This window comes from Roseomonas sp. TF40 (assembly GCF_057219975.1).
On the sequence record NZ_JBXVVR010000004.1, the window covers coordinates 285,438 to 301,939 of the forward strand.

The following is a 16,502-nucleotide window of genomic DNA, read 5'->3' on the forward strand; positions in this document are numbered from 1 at the left end:
AGGACGGTTACTCGGCGGCGATCGCGGCGGTGGGGATCGCCGCCGCCTCAGTGTCCTCGGCCGGCGGCGCCGAGGCGATGGCCGGTTCGCCGCCATAAGCCGCCGACTCCGCTTCGCCCTCCGGCGTGGCCTCGGTCTCCGGCTCCACCGCCGCGAAGACCTGGCCCGGCGTGCGCAGCGGCTCGGGCACCCAGCCGGTGCCGGCGAGCAACTCCTCGGCGGCCGTCGCCATCTCCGCCTTCTTCAGGCTGGCGATGCGCTCCGCCGCCCGCGTGCCGCGCGCCTCCCGCACGGCGGCGAGGATGCGGCCCTTGGTGACGCGGCCGAGATAGGCCTCCGCCGTCGGCCGCCAGCCGACCGCGGCCATGTCGAGGCTGATCGCCTCGGCGATGCGGTCGGCATGCGCGATCGCCTTGGGCCGGCGGTTGTAGGCCTCGTGCACCGCGTTGACCGTCAAGCCGACGCAGTGCGCGAACAGCGCCTCGCGGCTGTCGGCGTCGAAGCCGGCGAGGACCGGCCAGAGCTCCCCAGGCTCCGTCGGCATCTGCGCCTGCCAGCGCGCGTGGCGGGCCTCGATGGCGCGCGCGGAGGCGGTGTCGGCCAGGCCCGGCGCCTGGGCGGAGAACAGCGCGCTCTTCGGCTCGATCTCCAGGCAGGAGTCGAGGCCGTAGCGGTAGAACAGCCGCAGGCAGAGCGCGTGCAGCGCGGCGAGGAAGGCCGTCTGCGGATCGGCGGCGAGCGCATCGCGCAGCGCGAGGGTGCGGTGCGCGGTGAGTTCGGTCAGCAGCCGGTCGGGCAGCGGGCGGATGCCCTCGTCCTCCTCCGGCGGCTCGGCGGGCGGGGCAGTCGGGTCGGTATCGGTCTCGGGCTCGGCCGTGGTCTCGCCCTCCGGCTCCGCACCGGCCTGGGGCTGGTCGGTCTCCACCTGCTCCTGCTCCGGCTCGCCCGCGACCGGTGGTTCGTCCTCCGGCCGGACATAGCCGCGCTCGACGCGCAGCGCGCCCGAGCCATCGATGCTGACGAAGACACCGGCGCGCGCCATCTCGTCGGGATCGTAGGCGACGGGCCGGTCCTCGAAGGCGGCGAGCGCCTCCTCGATCTCGGCGAGGCGCCGGTCGGTCTCCTCCGGCACCTCGTCGGCCTCCGCGCACTCCTGCTCCAGCCGGTCGAACTCGGCCTGGAGCGCCTCGCGCCGCGCCGTCTCCTCCTCGCTCAGCGGCTGCGCCTCGCCGGCCAGGCGGCGCAGGCCGTAGGTGTGGCCGTAGGGGAAGTCGGGCGCGGCCTCGGCCCAGCGCCAGCCCTCGGCCCGGATCGCCTCGGCCTCGCGCTCCAGCCGCTCGCGCGCGAGCCGGTCGAGCAGCCCGGCATCCTGCCACCAGCCGCCGTCGTCGGGCTGGAACAGGTCGCGCAGGATCAGCCCGCCCGCCGCCTCGTAGGCTTCGGCGCCGACGAAGCGGGCGCGCTTGTCGGAGGCGCGGACGGCGCCCTCGGTCAGCAGGCGGCGGATCTGGTAGGGCTCCTTCGTGTAGGAGCGCTGCAGCGCCTCCCACACCTGCTCCTGGCGCTCGTGGTCGGGGCTGACGGTGAAGGCCATCAGCTGCTCGAGCGTCATGCTGTCCTCGGCGTAGAGGTCGAGCAAGCGCGGAGAGACGGCGGCGAGGCGCAGCCGCTGCCGGACCACGCCGACCGAGACGAAGAAGGCCGCGGCGATCTCCTCCTCCGAGCGGCCGCGTTCGCGCAGGGCCTGGAAGGCGCGGAACTGGTCGAGCGGGTGCAGCGGCGCACGCTGCACGTTCTCGGCCAGGCTGTCCTCCTCGGCGATGCCCTCGGTGCGGATGATGCAGGGGATCGGCGCGGTGCGGGCGAGGCGCTTCTGCTTCACGAGCAGCTCGAGCGCGCGGTAGCGCCGGCCGCCCGAGGGCACCTCGAACATGCCGGTCTCGCGGCCGTCATCGTCCAGTACGCGGCGGACGGTGAGGCTCTGCAGCAGGGTGCGGCGAGCGATGTCCTCGGCCAACTGCTCGACGGCGATGCCGGCCTTGATGCGCCGGACATTCGCCTGGCTGAGCACGAGGCGGTTGAAGGGGATGTCGCGCGAGGCGGAGAGCGCGACCTTGGGGACGGACTTCGACATGGGGGTTCTCCATGACGGGCCGGCCGGGAGCCTCTCTCCCGACCCTCAACCCGTCACGAAGACCGCCTCGGCCCTCTCACTCTCTGCGCGCCGTTGGAGCCGCAGCGGGGATGTTCCACACCTCCGCGCCGGCCGCGCGATAGGCATCCGCGACAGCCGCGAGTGGCGCATAGGAGAAGGCACCCCAGGGCGGCGGGCTGGGGGGCTCGCCGACCGCGACCATCGGGCCGCGCACCGCGAAATCGCAGACGACCTCGAAGGCGAGCGCGCGGCTGTCGATGACCGGTAGGCCAGCGGCGATGCAGGCCGTCTTGATGGTCTCGCAGTCGTGCCCGCTGAGATATGCACCGCGGGCGAAGTACAGGGTGAAGCCGCCGCGGCCGATGGCGAGGTGGCCACCCTCTGTGGCCAATGCTTCGCGGATGTAGTGGCCGTAGCGCTCCTCCGCCTCTGGTGCGATGAGCGGAGCCGTGGCGTTGCTCTGACGGGTCACGACAGAGCCTCCGCTACATCAGCTTCATCGGTGACTGCTTTGGCCTCGGGCGCGAAGGCGAGCAGGAAGTCGGCCGCCCTCGACGCGGCGCTCGCCGCGCGGACGATCGCGCGATTGTCCTCGCGCAGCACCTCCAGCCAGGAGCCGATGTAGTCGGCATGGCGCACCGTCGGCACGATGCCGAGGGGGGCGCAGGTGAAGGCTGCCGTCATCTCGGCGACCAGCTCCTCCTGCGCGTATTTCTTTGAGCCGAAACTGTTGGCGATCTCGCGGCCGAGGCGCGACGCATGCCCCGTCCAGTGGCCGAGCTCATGCAGCGCGGTCCGGTGCCAGTCGATCGGCTTGAAATAGGCCTGCGGCGGCGGCACGCGGATGAAGTCGCCGAGCACGTCGTAGTAGGCGCGTTCCCCGCCAATTCGGAGGTCGGCGCCCGATCTTGCGATCAGCGCCTGCACCTGCGGCTCGATGAGCGACGTGTCAGCGGGCGGCGCCGTCGCAGCGAGCTCGGGCGGCAAGCCGTCGCACTGCTCGACGTTGAACACAGTGAAGCGCTTGAGGAAGTGGATCGCGCGGGCGTCCTTCCCCGTCTCCTTCGCGCGCTGGCGTTCCTCGCCGGGGATGAAGCGGTCGGCATAGACGACGGTCGTGCCGCGCTCGCCCTTGCGCACGCTGCCGCCGAGCGCGAGCGCCTGGCAGAAGGTGAGCCAGCTCTGGCCGGCGTAGCCGCGCTGGACGACGGCGCCCCAGAGGATCAGCACGTTGATGCCCGAGTAGCGCCGGCCGGTCGCGGCGTTCTTCGGCAGGGCGAGCGGTGCGGCGACACCTGAGGTTCCCCAGGGCTGCACCCAGGGCAGGTGGCCGGCTTCGAGTTCAGCGATGATCCTGTCGGTGATCTCGTCGTAGAGATTTGCGCGGTCACCCGAGGCTCGGCCGCTCGGGGCCGGCCGCGTCGCGGAGCGGGTCATGGCGGTTCTCCATGACGGGCCGGCCGCGAGCCTCTCTCTCGGCCCCGAAACCCGTCACGGCGACTGCCGCCAAACTCTCACTCTCGCCGGCGCGGTCAGACGCTCACCTCGCCAGCGTCACGTCATCCGATTTGCGCGCAGCGACGCGACGCAGCACTACGGCATTCACTCTCGTCTTTTCTCTGCTCGATAGATGCCGCTGCATGGCGATAGCGATCGTCACGGAGCGGCACATGTCCGGAAATCAGCCCAGCATTCCCCCCCTTCGCCGCACTCTTCGCCGGCACGAGCTAAGGGAGCTCGTCCCGCTATCGGACACGACGATCTACGAGATGGAGCAGCGGGGCGAGTTTCCACGACGCTTCCACCTGACGCCGCGTTGCGTGGCCTGGGATTACGCAGAAATCGCAGCCTGGCTCGCGGAGCGGCGGTACGGCGCTGACAGTGGCCGATCAACGCGCGCGCCCATACCCGATGTCAGGATGCGGAGGACGCGGCCTGTGAAGGTATGACGTCCTTGGGTCCAAGCTGCATCGCCGGTGGATAGAGCGTGGGCACCCGCTTCTGGCCGCTGCACCATGCGTCGATCATGTCCGCCCACTCCTGGAGCATGTGTCGACGCTGCGGCTCATACTCCGCCTTATTGTAGACACCGCGCGACGATCGATTGTCCTCGTGGGCAAGGCTTTTCTCGATCCAGTCGCTGTTGAAGCCGAGCTCGTTCAGCAACGTCGCGCCAGTCCGCCGCAGGTCGTGCACCGTGAAGGCGCCCAACGGCAGCCCGCTGGTCTTCGCACGCCCGACAACCGCGTAGATGACGCGATTGAAGGTCGCACGAGACATCGGCTGGTCGGCCTCATAGCGAGAGGGCAACACATAGGGCGAATTGCCAGCGCAGGTTTTCAGCGCGACCATGATGTCGAGTGCCTGTCGCGCGAGATAGACGTTGTGTGCACGCGAGCGCTTCATCCGCTCCTTCGGAATGGTCCAGACAGCGTTCTCGAAATCCACCTCGTCCCAGGTTGCATCGAGCAGCTCGCTCTTGCGCACCATGGTCAGGAGAATTAGGCGGAGCCCGAGCCGAATGGTCGGCAGGGTTGCGACGTGTTTGATCTGGTCGAACAGGATGCGGATTTCCGATGGCGAGAGCGCGCGATCCTTCGGCATGAAGGTGGCGATTGATGCCGGCCCCACTTCGTCGGCTGGGTTCGCAACCTTCTCGCCATGCAGGATCGCGTGGCCGTAGATCTGTTTAATGATGTCGCGGACATGGATCGCGGTCGCGGGCGCGCCGCGCTCCTTCACCTTAGCGCAGAGCCCGCGCAGATCGTCGGGCTTGATCTCCGACAGGAGCCTGTTCTTCCACGTCGGCAGGATGTCCCGGTCGAAGATCGCCTTCCGCATCGCTCGCGTGCTCTCGGCCATTCGCGCGCCCTCGAACCAGCGCTTTCCGGCCGCCGCGATGGTGAGTGCTTCTGCGGCGCGGCGCTTCGCGCGCTGCTTCTCCTGCGCGGGCGACTGTCCGCCCGCAACGGTCTTCCGAGCAACGAGGCAGCGCTCGCGGGCTTCGCCGAGCGTCAGTCCGCCAGGTCCGTAGGCGCCGAGGGTCAGCGTTTCGCGGCGCCCGTTCAGCCGATAGTCGTAGCGGAACGAGATCGCTCCTGACGGCAGGACCGCGACATACATACCGTCACGGTCAGCAACCTTGTACGATTTCTCTCTTGGTTTCAGCCGCTTGATGGCGATATCGGTGAGCATGACGCCCTCCTCAGCGCGTACGGTAAGCCCTCTTCAGAGGCTCAGATACCGTCGAACAGGATACCGTCAGTCGTGCAGAAATGACCAATCAATTCAGCGTATTGGGTGCGAAAAGCGGGATTGCCGTTGATGGACCTCCAGGCGGGCAAATCCGAGATTGCCGGCGCTGCCTGGAAGACGATACCGTCGGTTATGCCGTCAGATCAACGCGCTTGCGCGCGATAGACCGCGAAGCACTACACCAGCGATATTCAATAATTTTAGATAGTTAGTTCAGTTCGAGCAATAGATGGCGAACCATGCCGAAGCCTATCGCATCACTCCCACTCGATCGTCCCCGGCGGCTTGGAGGTGATGTCGTAGGTCACGCGGTTGATGCCGCGCACCTCGTTGACGATGCGGTTCGCGACGCGCGAGAGGAATTCCATGCTGAAGGGGTAGACATCCGCCGTCATGCCATCCGTGCTGGTCACGGCGCGCAGCGCGCAGGCCATGTCATAGGTGCGGCCATCGCCCATCACGCCCACGGTGCGCACCGGCAGCAGCACCGCGAAGGCCTGCCAGATGGCGTCGTAGAGCCCGGCGGCGCGGATTTCCTCCAGGTAGATCACATCCACCTTGCGCAGCAGGTCCGCCTTCTCGCGCGTCACCTCGCCGGGGATGCGGATGGCCAGGCCCGGCCCCGGGAAGGGATGGCGGCCGACGATCTCCTCGGGGATGCCAAGCTCACGGCCCAGCACGCGGACCTCGTCCTTGAACAGGTCGCGCAGCGGCTCCACCAGCTGCATGCGCATGCCCTCGGGCAGGCCGCCGACATTGTGGTGGCTCTTGATGGTCACGCTGGGTCCGCCGGTGGCCGACACGCTCTCGATCACATCGGGGTAGAGCGTGCCCTGGGCGAGGAAATCCGCCCCACCCAGCTTGTTCTGCTCCTCCTCGAAGACCTCGACGAAGAGCCGGCCGATGGTCTTGCGCTTGATCTCGGGGTCGGTGACGCCGCTGAGCTGGCCGAGGAACAGGTCCGACGCGTCGCGGTGGATCAGCTTGATGTTGAAACGGTCGCGGAAGGTGCGGACCACCTGCTCGGATTCATTCGCGCGCATCAGCCCGTGATCGACATAGATGCAGGTCAGCTGGTCGCCGATCGCTTCGTGCAGCAGCACCGCCGCCACCGAGGAATCGACCCCGCCCGACAACCCGCAGACCACGCGCCCGCTGCCGACCTGGGCGCGGATCTTCTGCACCATCTCGGCGCGGAAGCCGCCCATGGTCCAATCGCCGGTGCAGCCGCAGATGCCATGGGTGAAGTTGCGCAGCAGCGCCCCGCCATGCGGCGTGTGCACGACCTCGGGGTGGAACATCGTGCCGTAGTAGCGGCGCGCATCATCCGCGATCAGCGCGAAGGGCGCGCCCTCGCTGCTGGCGACCACGCGGAAGCCGGGGGGAAGCTGGGTGATGCGGTCGCCATGGCTCATCCAGACCTGCTCGCGCGCACCCTTGGCCCAGAGGCCCTGGGTGATGGCGCAGTCGCCGGTGACGTCGATGAAGGCGCGGCCGAATTCGCGCGCATGCCCGCCCTCGACGGTGCCGCCCAGCTGGTGCGCCAGCGTCTGCTGGCCGTAGCAGATGCCCAGGATCGGCAGGCCGGAGGCGAAGACGTAGTCCGGCGCGCGGGGGCTCTGCCCCTCGGTCACGCTGGCGGGCCCGCCGGAGAGGATGATGCCCTTGGGCGCGAAGGCGCGGATGCGCGCCTCGGGGGCGGCGTTGAAGGGCCAGATCTCGCAATAGACGCCGCTCTCGCGCAGCCGGCGCGCGATGAGCTGGGTCACCTGGCTGCCGAAATCGAGGATCAGGATCCGGTCATGCCGGGCGGTCGGGGCGTGCGTCATGGCGGGCTATGACCACAACGCGCCCGCCCGCACAAGTCGCAAGTCCCTGTCAGGCGGTCCGATTCAGATCTCCGGGCCCTACGGCCCTGCGATCATCGGACCTGTCAGCCGGTCCGATTCAGATCTCCGGGCCCTACGGCCCTGCGATCATCGGACCGCTCAGCTCTCCTTCACCGGCGCGGTCGCCGCCAGCAGCGTGTCGATCGGGTCCCACAGCACCGCGATCTGCTCCACCCCCTGCCCGGCCACGCGGATCGCCTCATGCATCGCGGGCCGGCCGCCGAGGTGGCGGTAGAAGAAGCGGGAAGGGTTGTCCTGCAGCACCCAGGCCATGGCCGAATTGCAGCCGATGGCGCGCAGATGCGCCGCCATGGCACGCATCAGCCGCCGGCCCACGCCGATGTCGCGGTAATCGTCCAGCACATAGAGGGTCTCGACCTCGCCCTCGCCCAGGCCGCGGCGCCGGGCGCGCCCGCCCGAGGCGAAGCCCACGATCCCGGCTTCGGGCCCCGGCTGGTCACCGGGCTGGTCCTGCCCCGCGGCGGTGGCGACGAAGACCGCATGGCCCTCCCGCCGGTCGAGGATGGCGCGCTGGTAGAAGGCGGCGAGTCGCGTCTCCGACAGGTTGGAGAGGTAGTGATCCTCCAGGATGCCCGCATAGGCGCTGCGCCAGGCGGCGACATGCACGCGCGCGATCGCCAGCGCATCGCCCGGCCGGGCGCGGCGGATGGAGATCATCGCGCGGCCCCGAGGCCTGCGGGCGTGGGCATGGTCATGCCGCCCGTCTCTCGAGCACCGCGGCGAAGAAGCCGTCCGTTCCATGCCGCGCCGGCGACAATGCCATGAAGGGCCCCTCTCCCGGCGCCGCGACGCCGGGCACAAGCCGCTCCCACAGCGCCGGCAGCGGTACCGGCGCGAAGTCGGGGTGACGCAGCAGGAAGGCTTCGACCTGCATCTCGTCCTCCTCCGGCAGGAGCGAGCAGGTAGCGTAGACCAGTCTGCCGCCGACGCGCACCAATTCTGATGCGTCCTCGAGAATCATCGCCTGCTTCGCCACCAGCTCGGCCAGGTCGCGCGGCGTGGTGCGGATGCGCGCATCTGGGTTGCGCCGCCAGGTGCCGCTGCCGGTGCAGGGGGCATCGACCAGCACGCGGTCGAACTTCCGGCCCTGGCGCTTGCGCCACTTGTCGCCGGGCTCGAGCAGGTGGCGCTCGGCATTGTTCACGCCCGCCCGGCGCAGCCGCCGCACCGCGCCTTCGAGCCGCGTGGCGGAGACATCGCAGGCGACGATATGGCCCTTGTTCTCCATCGCGGCGGCCAGGGCGAGCGTCTTGCCCGCCGCGCCGGCGCAGTAATCGGCCACGCGCATGCCGGGCCGGGCCTCGGTGAGCAGGGCGATGAGCTGGCTGCCCTCATCCTGCACCTCGATCAGGCCGGTCTCATAGGCGGCGGTGGCGGTGACGGGGCGGCGGTCGGCGACGCGCAGGCCCCAGGGCGAATAGGGCGTGGCGGTGGCCGGGATGCCCGCCGCCGTCAGCGCCGCCAGCGCCTCTTCGCGCGGCCCGCGCAGCAGATTGGCGCGCAGGTCGAGCGGCGCGGCCTCTTCCATCGCGGCCGCCTCGGCGGCGAGGTCGGCGCCGAAGCGCCTCCGCAGGCCGGGCAGCGCCCAGTCGGGCAGGTTCAGCCGCGGCCCCTCGGGCATGTCCGGATGCAGCAGCGGCCGGCCGGCCAGGCGCTCGAGCAGCGCCTTCTCGCTCGGCAGCAGGGGTGTGGGGGCGAAGCGCTCGCCCGAGTAGTTCTGCTCGACACCGGCCAGCACCCAGCCCTCGGCCAGCAGCAGATGGGCGGCGAGCAGCAGGCGCGCCGAGGGGTTGGGCTCGCCGAGCGCGGCGAAATGCCAGGCGAGGCGCAGCCGCTGGCGGATCGCGCCCCAGGCACGTTCCGAGACGTTGCGGCGGTCCGAACTGCCGATGAAGCGGCGGGCGCGGAAGAAATCATGGGCGATGGCGTCCGCCGGCCGGCGGGGCGCGGCCTCGACCGCGGCCAGGAGCTCGATCGCGGCGGCGAGCCGCGCGGCGGGGGTCATGCAGGGATCCGATTCAGGTCAAGCAGGCGGCACAGGTGGGGCGGCCGGGCGCGGGGTGCCACCGCGGCCGGCGGGGGCCTGCCATGCGTCGCATGTCGGGGTGGTCACGGCAGGCGCTGGCATGATGCGGCGAAATTCCTTATGCGGAGGGGATGCTCGCGCCGACGCTCTGGTTGCGCAAGCCGAGCCCGCGGAGCGACTGCATGGGCGTCAGCGCCATCCGACCCGGTCCGAGCCTTGGCCTCCTGGCGTTGCTGGCGGCCTGCACCGTGGACGGGCAGGCGCCGGTGCTGGGTTCGGCCGCCACGGCGCCAGTGGAACGCGGTGTGGAACGCATGGTGATGCCCCCCGCCCTGCCCGGCCGCCTCGCCGCGCTGAACCTGCCCGATCTCAGCCAGCCCCCGCCGCGCCCGGAGCCGGCGCCCCCGCCGGTGACACTGCCGGTCGCAGCGCCGCCGCCCGCGCCGGAGCCCGAGCCGATCGCGCCGCCTGCCCCCGCCCCTGCCCCGGTGGCCACTGCGGTGGCCGCTGCCCCCGTCGCCGTTCCGCCCGCGGCCAACAGCCCTGTGGCCGTCGCCCCGGTCATCGTCGCGGCTGTCGCCCAGGCCCCGCCGCCACCGGACCCGGCCCCTGTCACCGAGGCGCCCGCACCCGCGCCTGCCCCCGCGCCCGCACCGGAACCCCCGCCCGCCCCGCCCATCGTCGTCGCAGTTGCGCCGCCGCCCGAACCGGCCCCGCGCCCCCTCGCCACGCCCGTACCCGCCCCGCCGCGCGAGGCACGCGAGGGGCCGCGCGTGCAACTGGTCGCGGCCGGCAGCGAGGCCGAGGCGATGCGCCATTGGGCGCGCCTCACCCAGCAGGTGCCGGAGCTGACGGAGGGGCGCACGCCCCTTGTGCTGACGCTGGAACGGCCGGACCAGCCCACCATCTTCCGCCTGCGCCTGGGCGGCTTCGCCTCGGTCGAGGCGGCGCAGGCCTGGTGCGCGGCCCTGCGCGCCCGCGGGCCGTCCTGCTGGGTCTCGGGGTAGCGCCTACCCTTCCAGGCGGTAGTTCGGCGCCTCGCGCGTCACGGCCACATCATGCACATGGCTCTCGCGCAGCCCCGCATTGGTGATGCGGCGGAAGCGGGCGTTCTTCTGCAGGTCGGCGATGGTGGCACTGCCGGTATAGCCCATCGCCGCGCGCAGCCCGCCGACCATCTGATGGATCACCGTGCCGACCGGGCCCTTGTAGCCCACGCGGCCCTCCACACCCTCGGGCACCAGCTTCAGCTTGTCCGCGACCTCGGCCTGGAAATACCGATCCGCCGAACCCCGCGCCATCGCCCCCAGCGAGCCCATGCCGCGATAGGATTTGTAGGAGCGGCCCTGGTAGAGGAAGACCTCGCCCGGCGCCTCATCCGTGCCGGCGAAGACGCTGCCCATCATCACGCAATCAGCCCCCGCCGCGATCGCCTTGGCGACATCGCCGGAGGACCGGATGCCGCCATCGGCAATCGCCGGCACGCCGCGCTCGCGGCAGGCGGCGGCGCTCTCCATCACGGCGGTAAGCTGCGGCACGCCGACGCCCGCGACGATGCGCGTGGTGCAGATGGAGCCCGGCCCTATGCCGATCTTCACCGCATCCGCCCCGGCCTCGATCAGCGCGAGCGCGCCCTCGGGCGTGGCGACATTGCCGGCGATCACCTGCACGGCGTTGGACAGGCGCTTGATGCGCTCGATGGCGCGCAGCACGCCGCCGGAATGGCCATGCGCGGTATCGACCACGATCACGTCGATCTCGGCCTCGACCAGCAGGCTCGCGCGGCGGTAGCCATCCTCGCCCACGCCGGTGGCGGCGGCGACGCGCAGGCGGCCCATCGCATCCTTCACCGCGTTGGGGTTGGCCTGCGCCTTGTCCATGTCCTTCACCGTGACGAGGCCGACGCAGCGGAAGGCGTCATCCACCACCAGCAGCTTCTCGATCCGGTGCTTGTGCAGCAGGGCGCGCGCGGCGTCGGGCGTCACATCGGCATGGGCGGTGACCAGGTTCTCGCGCGTCATCAACTCATAGACCCGCAGATTCGGGTCGGTGGCGAAGCGCACGTCGCGGTTGGTGATGATGCCGACCAGCCGGCCCGAGCCGCGCTCGACCACCGGGATGCCGCTGATGCGCTGGCTTTCCTGCAGCGCGCGCACCTCGGCGAGCGTCTGGTCGGGATGGATGGTGAGCGGGTTCACCACCATCCCGCTCTCGAACTTCTTCACCCGGCGCACCTGGGCGGCCTGGTCCTCCGGCGAGAGGTTCTTGTGGATCACGCCGATGCCGCCCGACTGCGCCATGGCGATGGCCATGGGCCCTTCCGTCACCGTGTCCATCGCCGCGGCGATGAGCGGGATGTTGAGCGAGATTTCCCGAGTGAGGCGCGTGCGGGTCTCGGTCTCGCTCGGCAGCACGGTGGAATAGGCAGGCACCAACAGCACGTCGTCGAAGGCGAAGGCTTCCTCGAAGGTGATGCGGCTCGCCCGGGCGTCCGTGGGGGCATTCGTGGTGGCGGGGGCGATGCTGTCGGGGGCCATGGCGCGAACCTCGTCGGGGGATCGGGGCGCGCCGGGGACACGCCGCCTTGGCGGCCCTCCCTAGACCCGATGGCCCCAACCGGGCAAGCGGCGATCGCGTGAAAGGGGGCGCTGGCCTACGCCACGATCGCGATCTCGCCGATGCCGAAGCCGCTCGGCAGGGAGAAGCTCGCGATCACCACCGCCGCCGCCCCACCCGCGCCATCCGCATCCCAGCGCAGGATCCGCGCATCGGACTCGTAGATGAACTGCGCCGTGCCATCGAGCGCATTGGCCAGGCCCGTGGTGTTCTCGATATAGGTCTCGCCCATCACCAGCGCCTCGCCCGCCACCAGGCCCCCCCCGAAGCCGGCGGCGGAGATGGCGATGCCATCCTGCGCGCCTTCGTAGCGGATGATCAGGTCGCCGCCTTCGGCCGCGGCGGCGAAGAGGAAGATGTCCGTCCCCTCATTGCCGATCAGCCTATCCGCGCCGAGCCCGCCCTGCAGCGTATCGGCGCCCGGCCCGCCACGGAGCACATCCACGCCCTCCCCGCCGTCGAGCCAATCGTCACCCGCTTCGCCTTCGATGTCGTCGTCCTCGGCCTCGCCGCGGATCGTGTCGCCCCCGGCGCCGCCGCGCAGCACGTCGAGCCCCGCGCCGCCCTCGATCAGGTCGGCATCGTCGAGGCCGAAGACCTGGTCGTTGCCCGCCCCGCCCAGCAGCGTGTCGGCCCCCGCGCCGCCATTGAGCATGTCCTGCCCGTCCCGCCCCTCCAGCCGGTCCGCGCCGGCCCCGCCGACAAGCCGGTTGTCGAGCGCATTGCCGATCACGGTCGCGGCGCTGGCGCCGGCCACCACCAGCGCCTCGATCGCGTCCGGCAGGGTGAAGGCGCCGATGCCGGCGATGGTGACGCGGTCATAGCCCTCGCCCGCCAGTTCGATCACCCGGTCGCCGAGGTCGTCGAGCTGGTAGTAATCGTCGCCCGCCCCGCCGGCCATGGTATCCGCGCCCGCACCGCCCAGCAGCGTGTCGTTGCCCGCCCCGCCCTCGAGGTGGTCATCGCCGAGATCGCCGCGCAGCGCGTCCTGGCCCTCGCCGCCGCGCAGCGTGTCATCGCCCTCCCCGCCATCGAGCCGGTCCTCGCCCGCCTCGCCGGCCAGGAGGTCGGCGCCGGCCTCACCGAGCAGGCTGTCGGCCTCACTGCCGCCGAGCAGCGTGTCGGCCTCGCTGCCCCCCAGCAGCGTGTCCCGCCCCGCAGCACCCAGGAGCAGATCCGCCCCCGCCCCGCCCCAGGCGACATCCTCGCCCGCCCCGCCATCGAGCGTATCGGCGCCGGCCTCGCCCAGCAGGCGGTCGCGGTCGTCCCCGCCCTCCAGCACGTCATTGCCACCGCCGCCGCGCAGCGTGTCCTGGCCCTCCAGGCCCCGCAGCACATCCGCGCCCGCATCGCTTTCGATCAGGTTGGAGGCCGCATTGCCGGTGCCCTGGAAGCCGGTGCCGCCGACAAAGAGCAGGTGCTCCACCGCCGCGGCCAGGGTGAAGGCGGCCAGGCCCGTGACGCGGACCTTGTCCGTGCCCTCGCCGGCGCTCTCCACCACCTGGTCGCCGGCATCGTCCACATTGTAGAAGTCATCGCCCGCGCCGCCCTGCATGACATCCGCGCCGGCGTTGCCGTTCAGCACATCGTCGCCCGCGCCGCCTTCGAGCTGGTCGGAGCCCGCGCCGCCCAGCAGCGTATCCGCCCCCTCCAGCCCCATCAGCCGGTCCGCACCCGTCCCCCCGGTCAGCACATTGTCGAGGCCATTGCCCACGCCGAGGAAGGCGGCCACGCCCACCACCAGCAGCGCCTCGACATGGGCGGGCAGGATGAAGGAGGCGAGGCCGGTGACGCGCACCGTATCGAAGCCCTGCCCCGCCTGCTCGATCACCGAATCCCCGGCCTCGGCGAGGTTGTAGTAGTCGTCGCCGAGCCCGCCCTCCATCCGGTCGGCCCCCGTCTGGCCGTTGAGGATGTCGTTGCCCGCCCCGCCCTCGAGCACATCGTCGCCGGCGGCGCCGAAGAGCGTGTCATGGCCATCGCCGCCGGCCAGCGTGTCGGCCGCCGTGCTGCCGCGCAGCGTATCGGCCAGGGGGGTGCCGAGGATGACGGGCATGACGCGGACCTCCTCTCCCGGCGCCACGGCGCGGGGACAGGGCGGAGGTTAACCAGCCTGAAGCGAAACGGAAACCAGAAGTTGAAAATGGGGCAGGCTCTGCGCGCTTGCCCTGTGGCGATGCCGCCCGCTCAACCCGGCGGGCGTGGCTTCAGCCCCGTCGCCACCACATAGAGCTCGGCCGAATCCTTGCGGCTGGCCGGCGGCTTGGCGTGGCGCACCACGGCGAAGCTACGCTTGAGCGTATCCAGGAAGGCCTTCTCCGACCCGCCAGCAAAGACCTTGGCGACGAAGCCGCCCCCGGGTGCGAGCACGCGCAGCGCGAAATCCAGCGCGATCTCGGCAAGGCCCATGATGCGCAGATGGTCGGTGGCGGCATGGCCGGTGGTGTTGGGCGCCATGTCGGACAGCACGAGGTCCGCCTGGCCATGGAGGGCCGCGATCACCCGCGCCTCCTGCTCGGGGTCCTGGAAATCGCCCTGCAGCAGCGTCGCACCCGCGATGGGTGGGATCGCCAGCAGGTCGATGCCCACCACGCGCCCACGCTCCCCCACCTTCGCCAGCGAGACCTGCGTCCAGCCCCCCGGCGCGGCGCCGAGATCGACCACCCGCCCGCCGGGCTTGAGCAGGTGATACTTGGCGTCCAGCTCCTCGAGCTTGAAGGCGGCGCGGGAGCGGAAGCCGCGCGCCTTGGCTTCCTTCACGTAGGGGTCGTTGAGTTGGCGCTCGAGCCAGCGCTGGCTCTGCGGCGTGCGCGCCTTGGCGCTGCGCAGGCGCTCGGCGAGCGGACGGTTGCCGGAAGGCTTGGGGGGCTTTGTCATCAGTCGCGCGCTTCTGCCTGATCCGCCTCTGCCGGGCTAGGGCCTGTGGACAATTGGTTTACGGGCGCATCCGGCGGCGCTTTTTCGCGCTGGGTGCGTTGGCCATGCTCGCCGATGGATAGCCATCGGCTCCGCTGTCCGCCTTCCCAGCGCAAAAAATCCCTCGCCGGCCGCATCCCGGCCCCAACTGTCCACAGGCCCTAGAGCAATATGCGTTCAGATGGGTCGCGGCGCCGCCGCGACGCTGAACGCATTTCTTACTCTAGATTCAACGATTTCTAGAGCACGAGCTGCGTTCATCAGAACGCAGCGTGCTCTAGACACGCGCCACGGTGCGCCGCGGCGGGGCGGCGCGCTCGGCGCGCAGCAGGCGCATCAGGATGCCCTCGCGCAGGCCGCGATCGGCCACGGTCAGCCGCGGCACCGGCCAGATCCGGCGGATGGCGGCATAGACGGCGCAGCCGGGCAGAACGAACTCCACCCGGTCCTGGCCGACGCAGGGATGCGCCGCCAGCCCCTCCCGCCCCAGGGCGAAGAGCTCCCCCAGCGCATGATCGGCGGCGGTGGCCTCCAGCGTCTGGCCATCGACCAGCGGGCGGCGGTAGCGCGGCAGCGCCATGGCCACGCCCGCCAGCGTGGTGACGGTGCCCGAGGTGCCCATCAGCCGCACCCCGCCGGCCCGGATCTCCTGCGCGATTCGGTGGACAGCATCGAAATCCGCGAGCCGGGCGGCGACCTCATCGACCACGGCGTGGAAGCCGGCCTCGGTGAAGCAGGAGGGCCCGCCGCGCTCGGAGAGCGTGACCACGCCCACAGGCACCGAGATGTAGCCCACCAGTTCCGGCACGGCGGCGCCCGGGGCGCGGCGGATCCAGGCGATCTCGGTGGAGCCGCCGCCGATGTCGAAGAGCAGGGCGCGCCGGTCCTCGGGGCCGAGCAGCGGGGCGCAGGCCTCCATGGCCAGCTCCGCCTCCTCGCGCGGCGAGATGACGCGCAGGCGCAGCCCGGTCTCGCGCGCCACGCGATCGAGGAAGGCCGGCCCGTTCTCGGCGCGGCGACAGGCCTCGGTCGCCACCGCCTGCAGCGCACGGACGGGGCGGCGGGCAAGCTTCTGGGCGCAGGCCTGAAGGGCGAGCAACGCACGCTCCTGCGCGGCTTCGCTGAGCCGGCCGGTGGCGGCCAACCCCTCGCCGAGGCGCACGATCCGGCTGAAACTGTCCACCACGCGAAACCCACCGCCCGAGGCGGGCACGCCCATCAGCAACCGGCAATTATTCGTGCCGAGATCCAGCGCAGCCAGAACCTGCGCGCACGCGCTGGGCGTCACGGCAGGGCAAGCGGTCGGCGGCGCGGCATCGTCAGGCATGGGATTTCCCAGGGGCCAAGGCCCCCCGAGCGCCATGATTGGTCGCGCGCGTGCCGCGAGCAAGCCATTTCGGACGGATCGATGACAGGCGACACCGCAGGGCGCCCCCTCTTGCCTGCCACGGGCGAGCATGGTAGCTCCCGCCTCCCGCGCGGCCCGGTGGCCTGCTGGGGGATAGTTTAACGGTAGAACTACCGACTCTGACTCGGTCAGTCTTGGTTCGAATCCAGGTCCCCCAGCCACCGCCGCCGATCCGGCACAGTCCACACCTTGTTTTGAGCGTCGCGGGCCTGAAGC

13 protein-coding genes and 1 tRNA gene are annotated in these 16,502 nt (G+C 71.0%); 3 read left to right on the forward strand and 11 right to left on the reverse strand.

What is annotated here, in order from left to right; genetic code table 11:
• Positions 1 to 7 precede the first annotated feature (7 nt).
• The 3 genes from AC2D9U_RS14590 to AC2D9U_RS14600 all read right to left on the reverse strand — a co-directional run bounded on the left by AC2D9U_RS14590 (position 8) and on the right by AC2D9U_RS14600 (position 3,592).
• On the reverse strand, positions 8 to 2,134 hold the full coding sequence (locus AC2D9U_RS14590) for a ParB/RepB/Spo0J family partition protein (protein ID WP_484750167.1): 2,127 nt from the start codon (positions 2,132 to 2,134) through the stop codon (positions 8 to 10).
• 76 nt (positions 2,135 to 2,210) lie between these two features.
• Positions 2,211 to 2,627: a hypothetical protein gene (locus AC2D9U_RS14595; protein WP_484750169.1), complete on the reverse strand. Its 417-nt coding sequence runs from the start codon at positions 2,625 to 2,627 to the stop codon at positions 2,211 to 2,213.
• A complete protein-coding gene (locus AC2D9U_RS14600; RefSeq protein WP_484750171.1) occupies positions 2,624 to 3,592 on the reverse strand; it encodes an ArdC family protein in 969 nt (322 codons plus the stop codon). The genes AC2D9U_RS14595 and AC2D9U_RS14600 overlap by 4 nt, the downstream gene beginning before the upstream one ends.
• A 233-nt stretch (positions 3,593 to 3,825) precedes the next feature.
• On the opposite strand from AC2D9U_RS14600, the gene AC2D9U_RS14605 reads away from it, so the two are divergent.
• A complete protein-coding gene (locus AC2D9U_RS14605; protein ID WP_484750310.1) occupies positions 3,826 to 4,104 on the forward strand; it encodes a helix-turn-helix transcriptional regulator in 279 nt (92 codons plus the stop codon).
• On the opposite strand, the gene AC2D9U_RS14610 is transcribed toward AC2D9U_RS14605, so the two are convergent.
• The 4 genes from AC2D9U_RS14610 to AC2D9U_RS14625 all read right to left on the reverse strand — a co-directional run bounded on the left by AC2D9U_RS14610 (position 4,070) and on the right by AC2D9U_RS14625 (position 9,325).
• A complete protein-coding gene (locus AC2D9U_RS14610; protein WP_484750173.1) occupies positions 4,070 to 5,350 on the reverse strand; it encodes a tyrosine-type recombinase/integrase in 1,281 nt (426 codons plus the stop codon). The genes AC2D9U_RS14605 and AC2D9U_RS14610 overlap by 35 nt on opposite strands.
• 317 nt (positions 5,351 to 5,667) lie before the next feature.
• Positions 5,668 to 7,239, reverse strand: a complete 1,572-nt coding sequence (guaA, locus tag AC2D9U_RS14615) for a glutamine-hydrolyzing GMP synthase (protein WP_484750175.1) — start codon at positions 7,237 to 7,239, stop codon at positions 5,668 to 5,670.
• A gap of 159 nt (positions 7,240 to 7,398) precedes the next feature.
• Positions 7,399 to 7,977 carry a GNAT family N-acetyltransferase gene (locus tag AC2D9U_RS14620; protein WP_484750177.1) on the reverse strand — a complete coding sequence of 193 codons (579 nt, stop codon included), beginning with the start codon at positions 7,975 to 7,977 and terminating at the stop codon, positions 7,399 to 7,401.
• A 34-nt stretch (positions 7,978 to 8,011) separates the two neighbouring features.
• Positions 8,012 to 9,325 carry an RsmB/NOP family class I SAM-dependent RNA methyltransferase gene (locus tag AC2D9U_RS14625; protein WP_484750179.1) on the reverse strand — a complete coding sequence of 438 codons (1,314 nt, stop codon included), beginning with the start codon at positions 9,323 to 9,325 and terminating at the stop codon, positions 8,012 to 8,014.
• Between the two features lie 203 nt (positions 9,326 to 9,528).
• Between AC2D9U_RS14625 and AC2D9U_RS14630 the strand changes: the two genes are divergently transcribed.
• Positions 9,529 to 10,353 carry an SPOR domain-containing protein gene (locus AC2D9U_RS14630; protein ID WP_484750180.1) on the forward strand — a complete coding sequence of 275 codons (825 nt, stop codon included), beginning with the start codon at positions 9,529 to 9,531 and terminating at the stop codon, positions 10,351 to 10,353.
• Positions 10,354 to 10,356: 3 nt separating this feature from the next.
• Here AC2D9U_RS14630 and guaB read toward each other — a convergent pair whose 3' ends face one another.
• From guaB to AC2D9U_RS14650, 4 genes are all read right to left on the reverse strand, one after another.
• On the reverse strand, positions 10,357 to 11,883 hold the full coding sequence (gene guaB, locus AC2D9U_RS14635; protein WP_484750182.1) for an IMP dehydrogenase: 1,527 nt from the start codon (positions 11,881 to 11,883) through the stop codon (positions 10,357 to 10,359).
• 116 nt (positions 11,884 to 11,999) lie between these two features.
• Entirely contained in the window at positions 12,000 to 14,018 is a 2,019-nt protein-coding gene (locus AC2D9U_RS14640) for a calcium-binding protein (RefSeq protein ID WP_484750184.1), read from the reverse strand.
• A gap of 131 nt (positions 14,019 to 14,149) precedes the next feature.
• On the reverse strand, positions 14,150 to 14,839 hold the full coding sequence (locus AC2D9U_RS14645) for an RlmE family RNA methyltransferase (protein ID WP_484750185.1): 690 nt from the start codon (positions 14,837 to 14,839) through the stop codon (positions 14,150 to 14,152).
• 316 nt (positions 14,840 to 15,155) lie between these two features.
• Positions 15,156 to 16,166, reverse strand: a complete 1,011-nt coding sequence (locus AC2D9U_RS14650; protein ID WP_484750187.1) for a Ppx/GppA phosphatase family protein — start codon at positions 16,164 to 16,166, stop codon at positions 15,156 to 15,158.
• 207 nt (positions 16,167 to 16,373) lie between these two features.
• Here AC2D9U_RS14650 and AC2D9U_RS14655 point away from each other — a divergent pair.
• Positions 16,374 to 16,447: transfer RNA gene (locus tag AC2D9U_RS14655), tRNA-Gln, on the forward strand.
• Positions 16,448 to 16,502 lie beyond the last annotated feature (55 nt).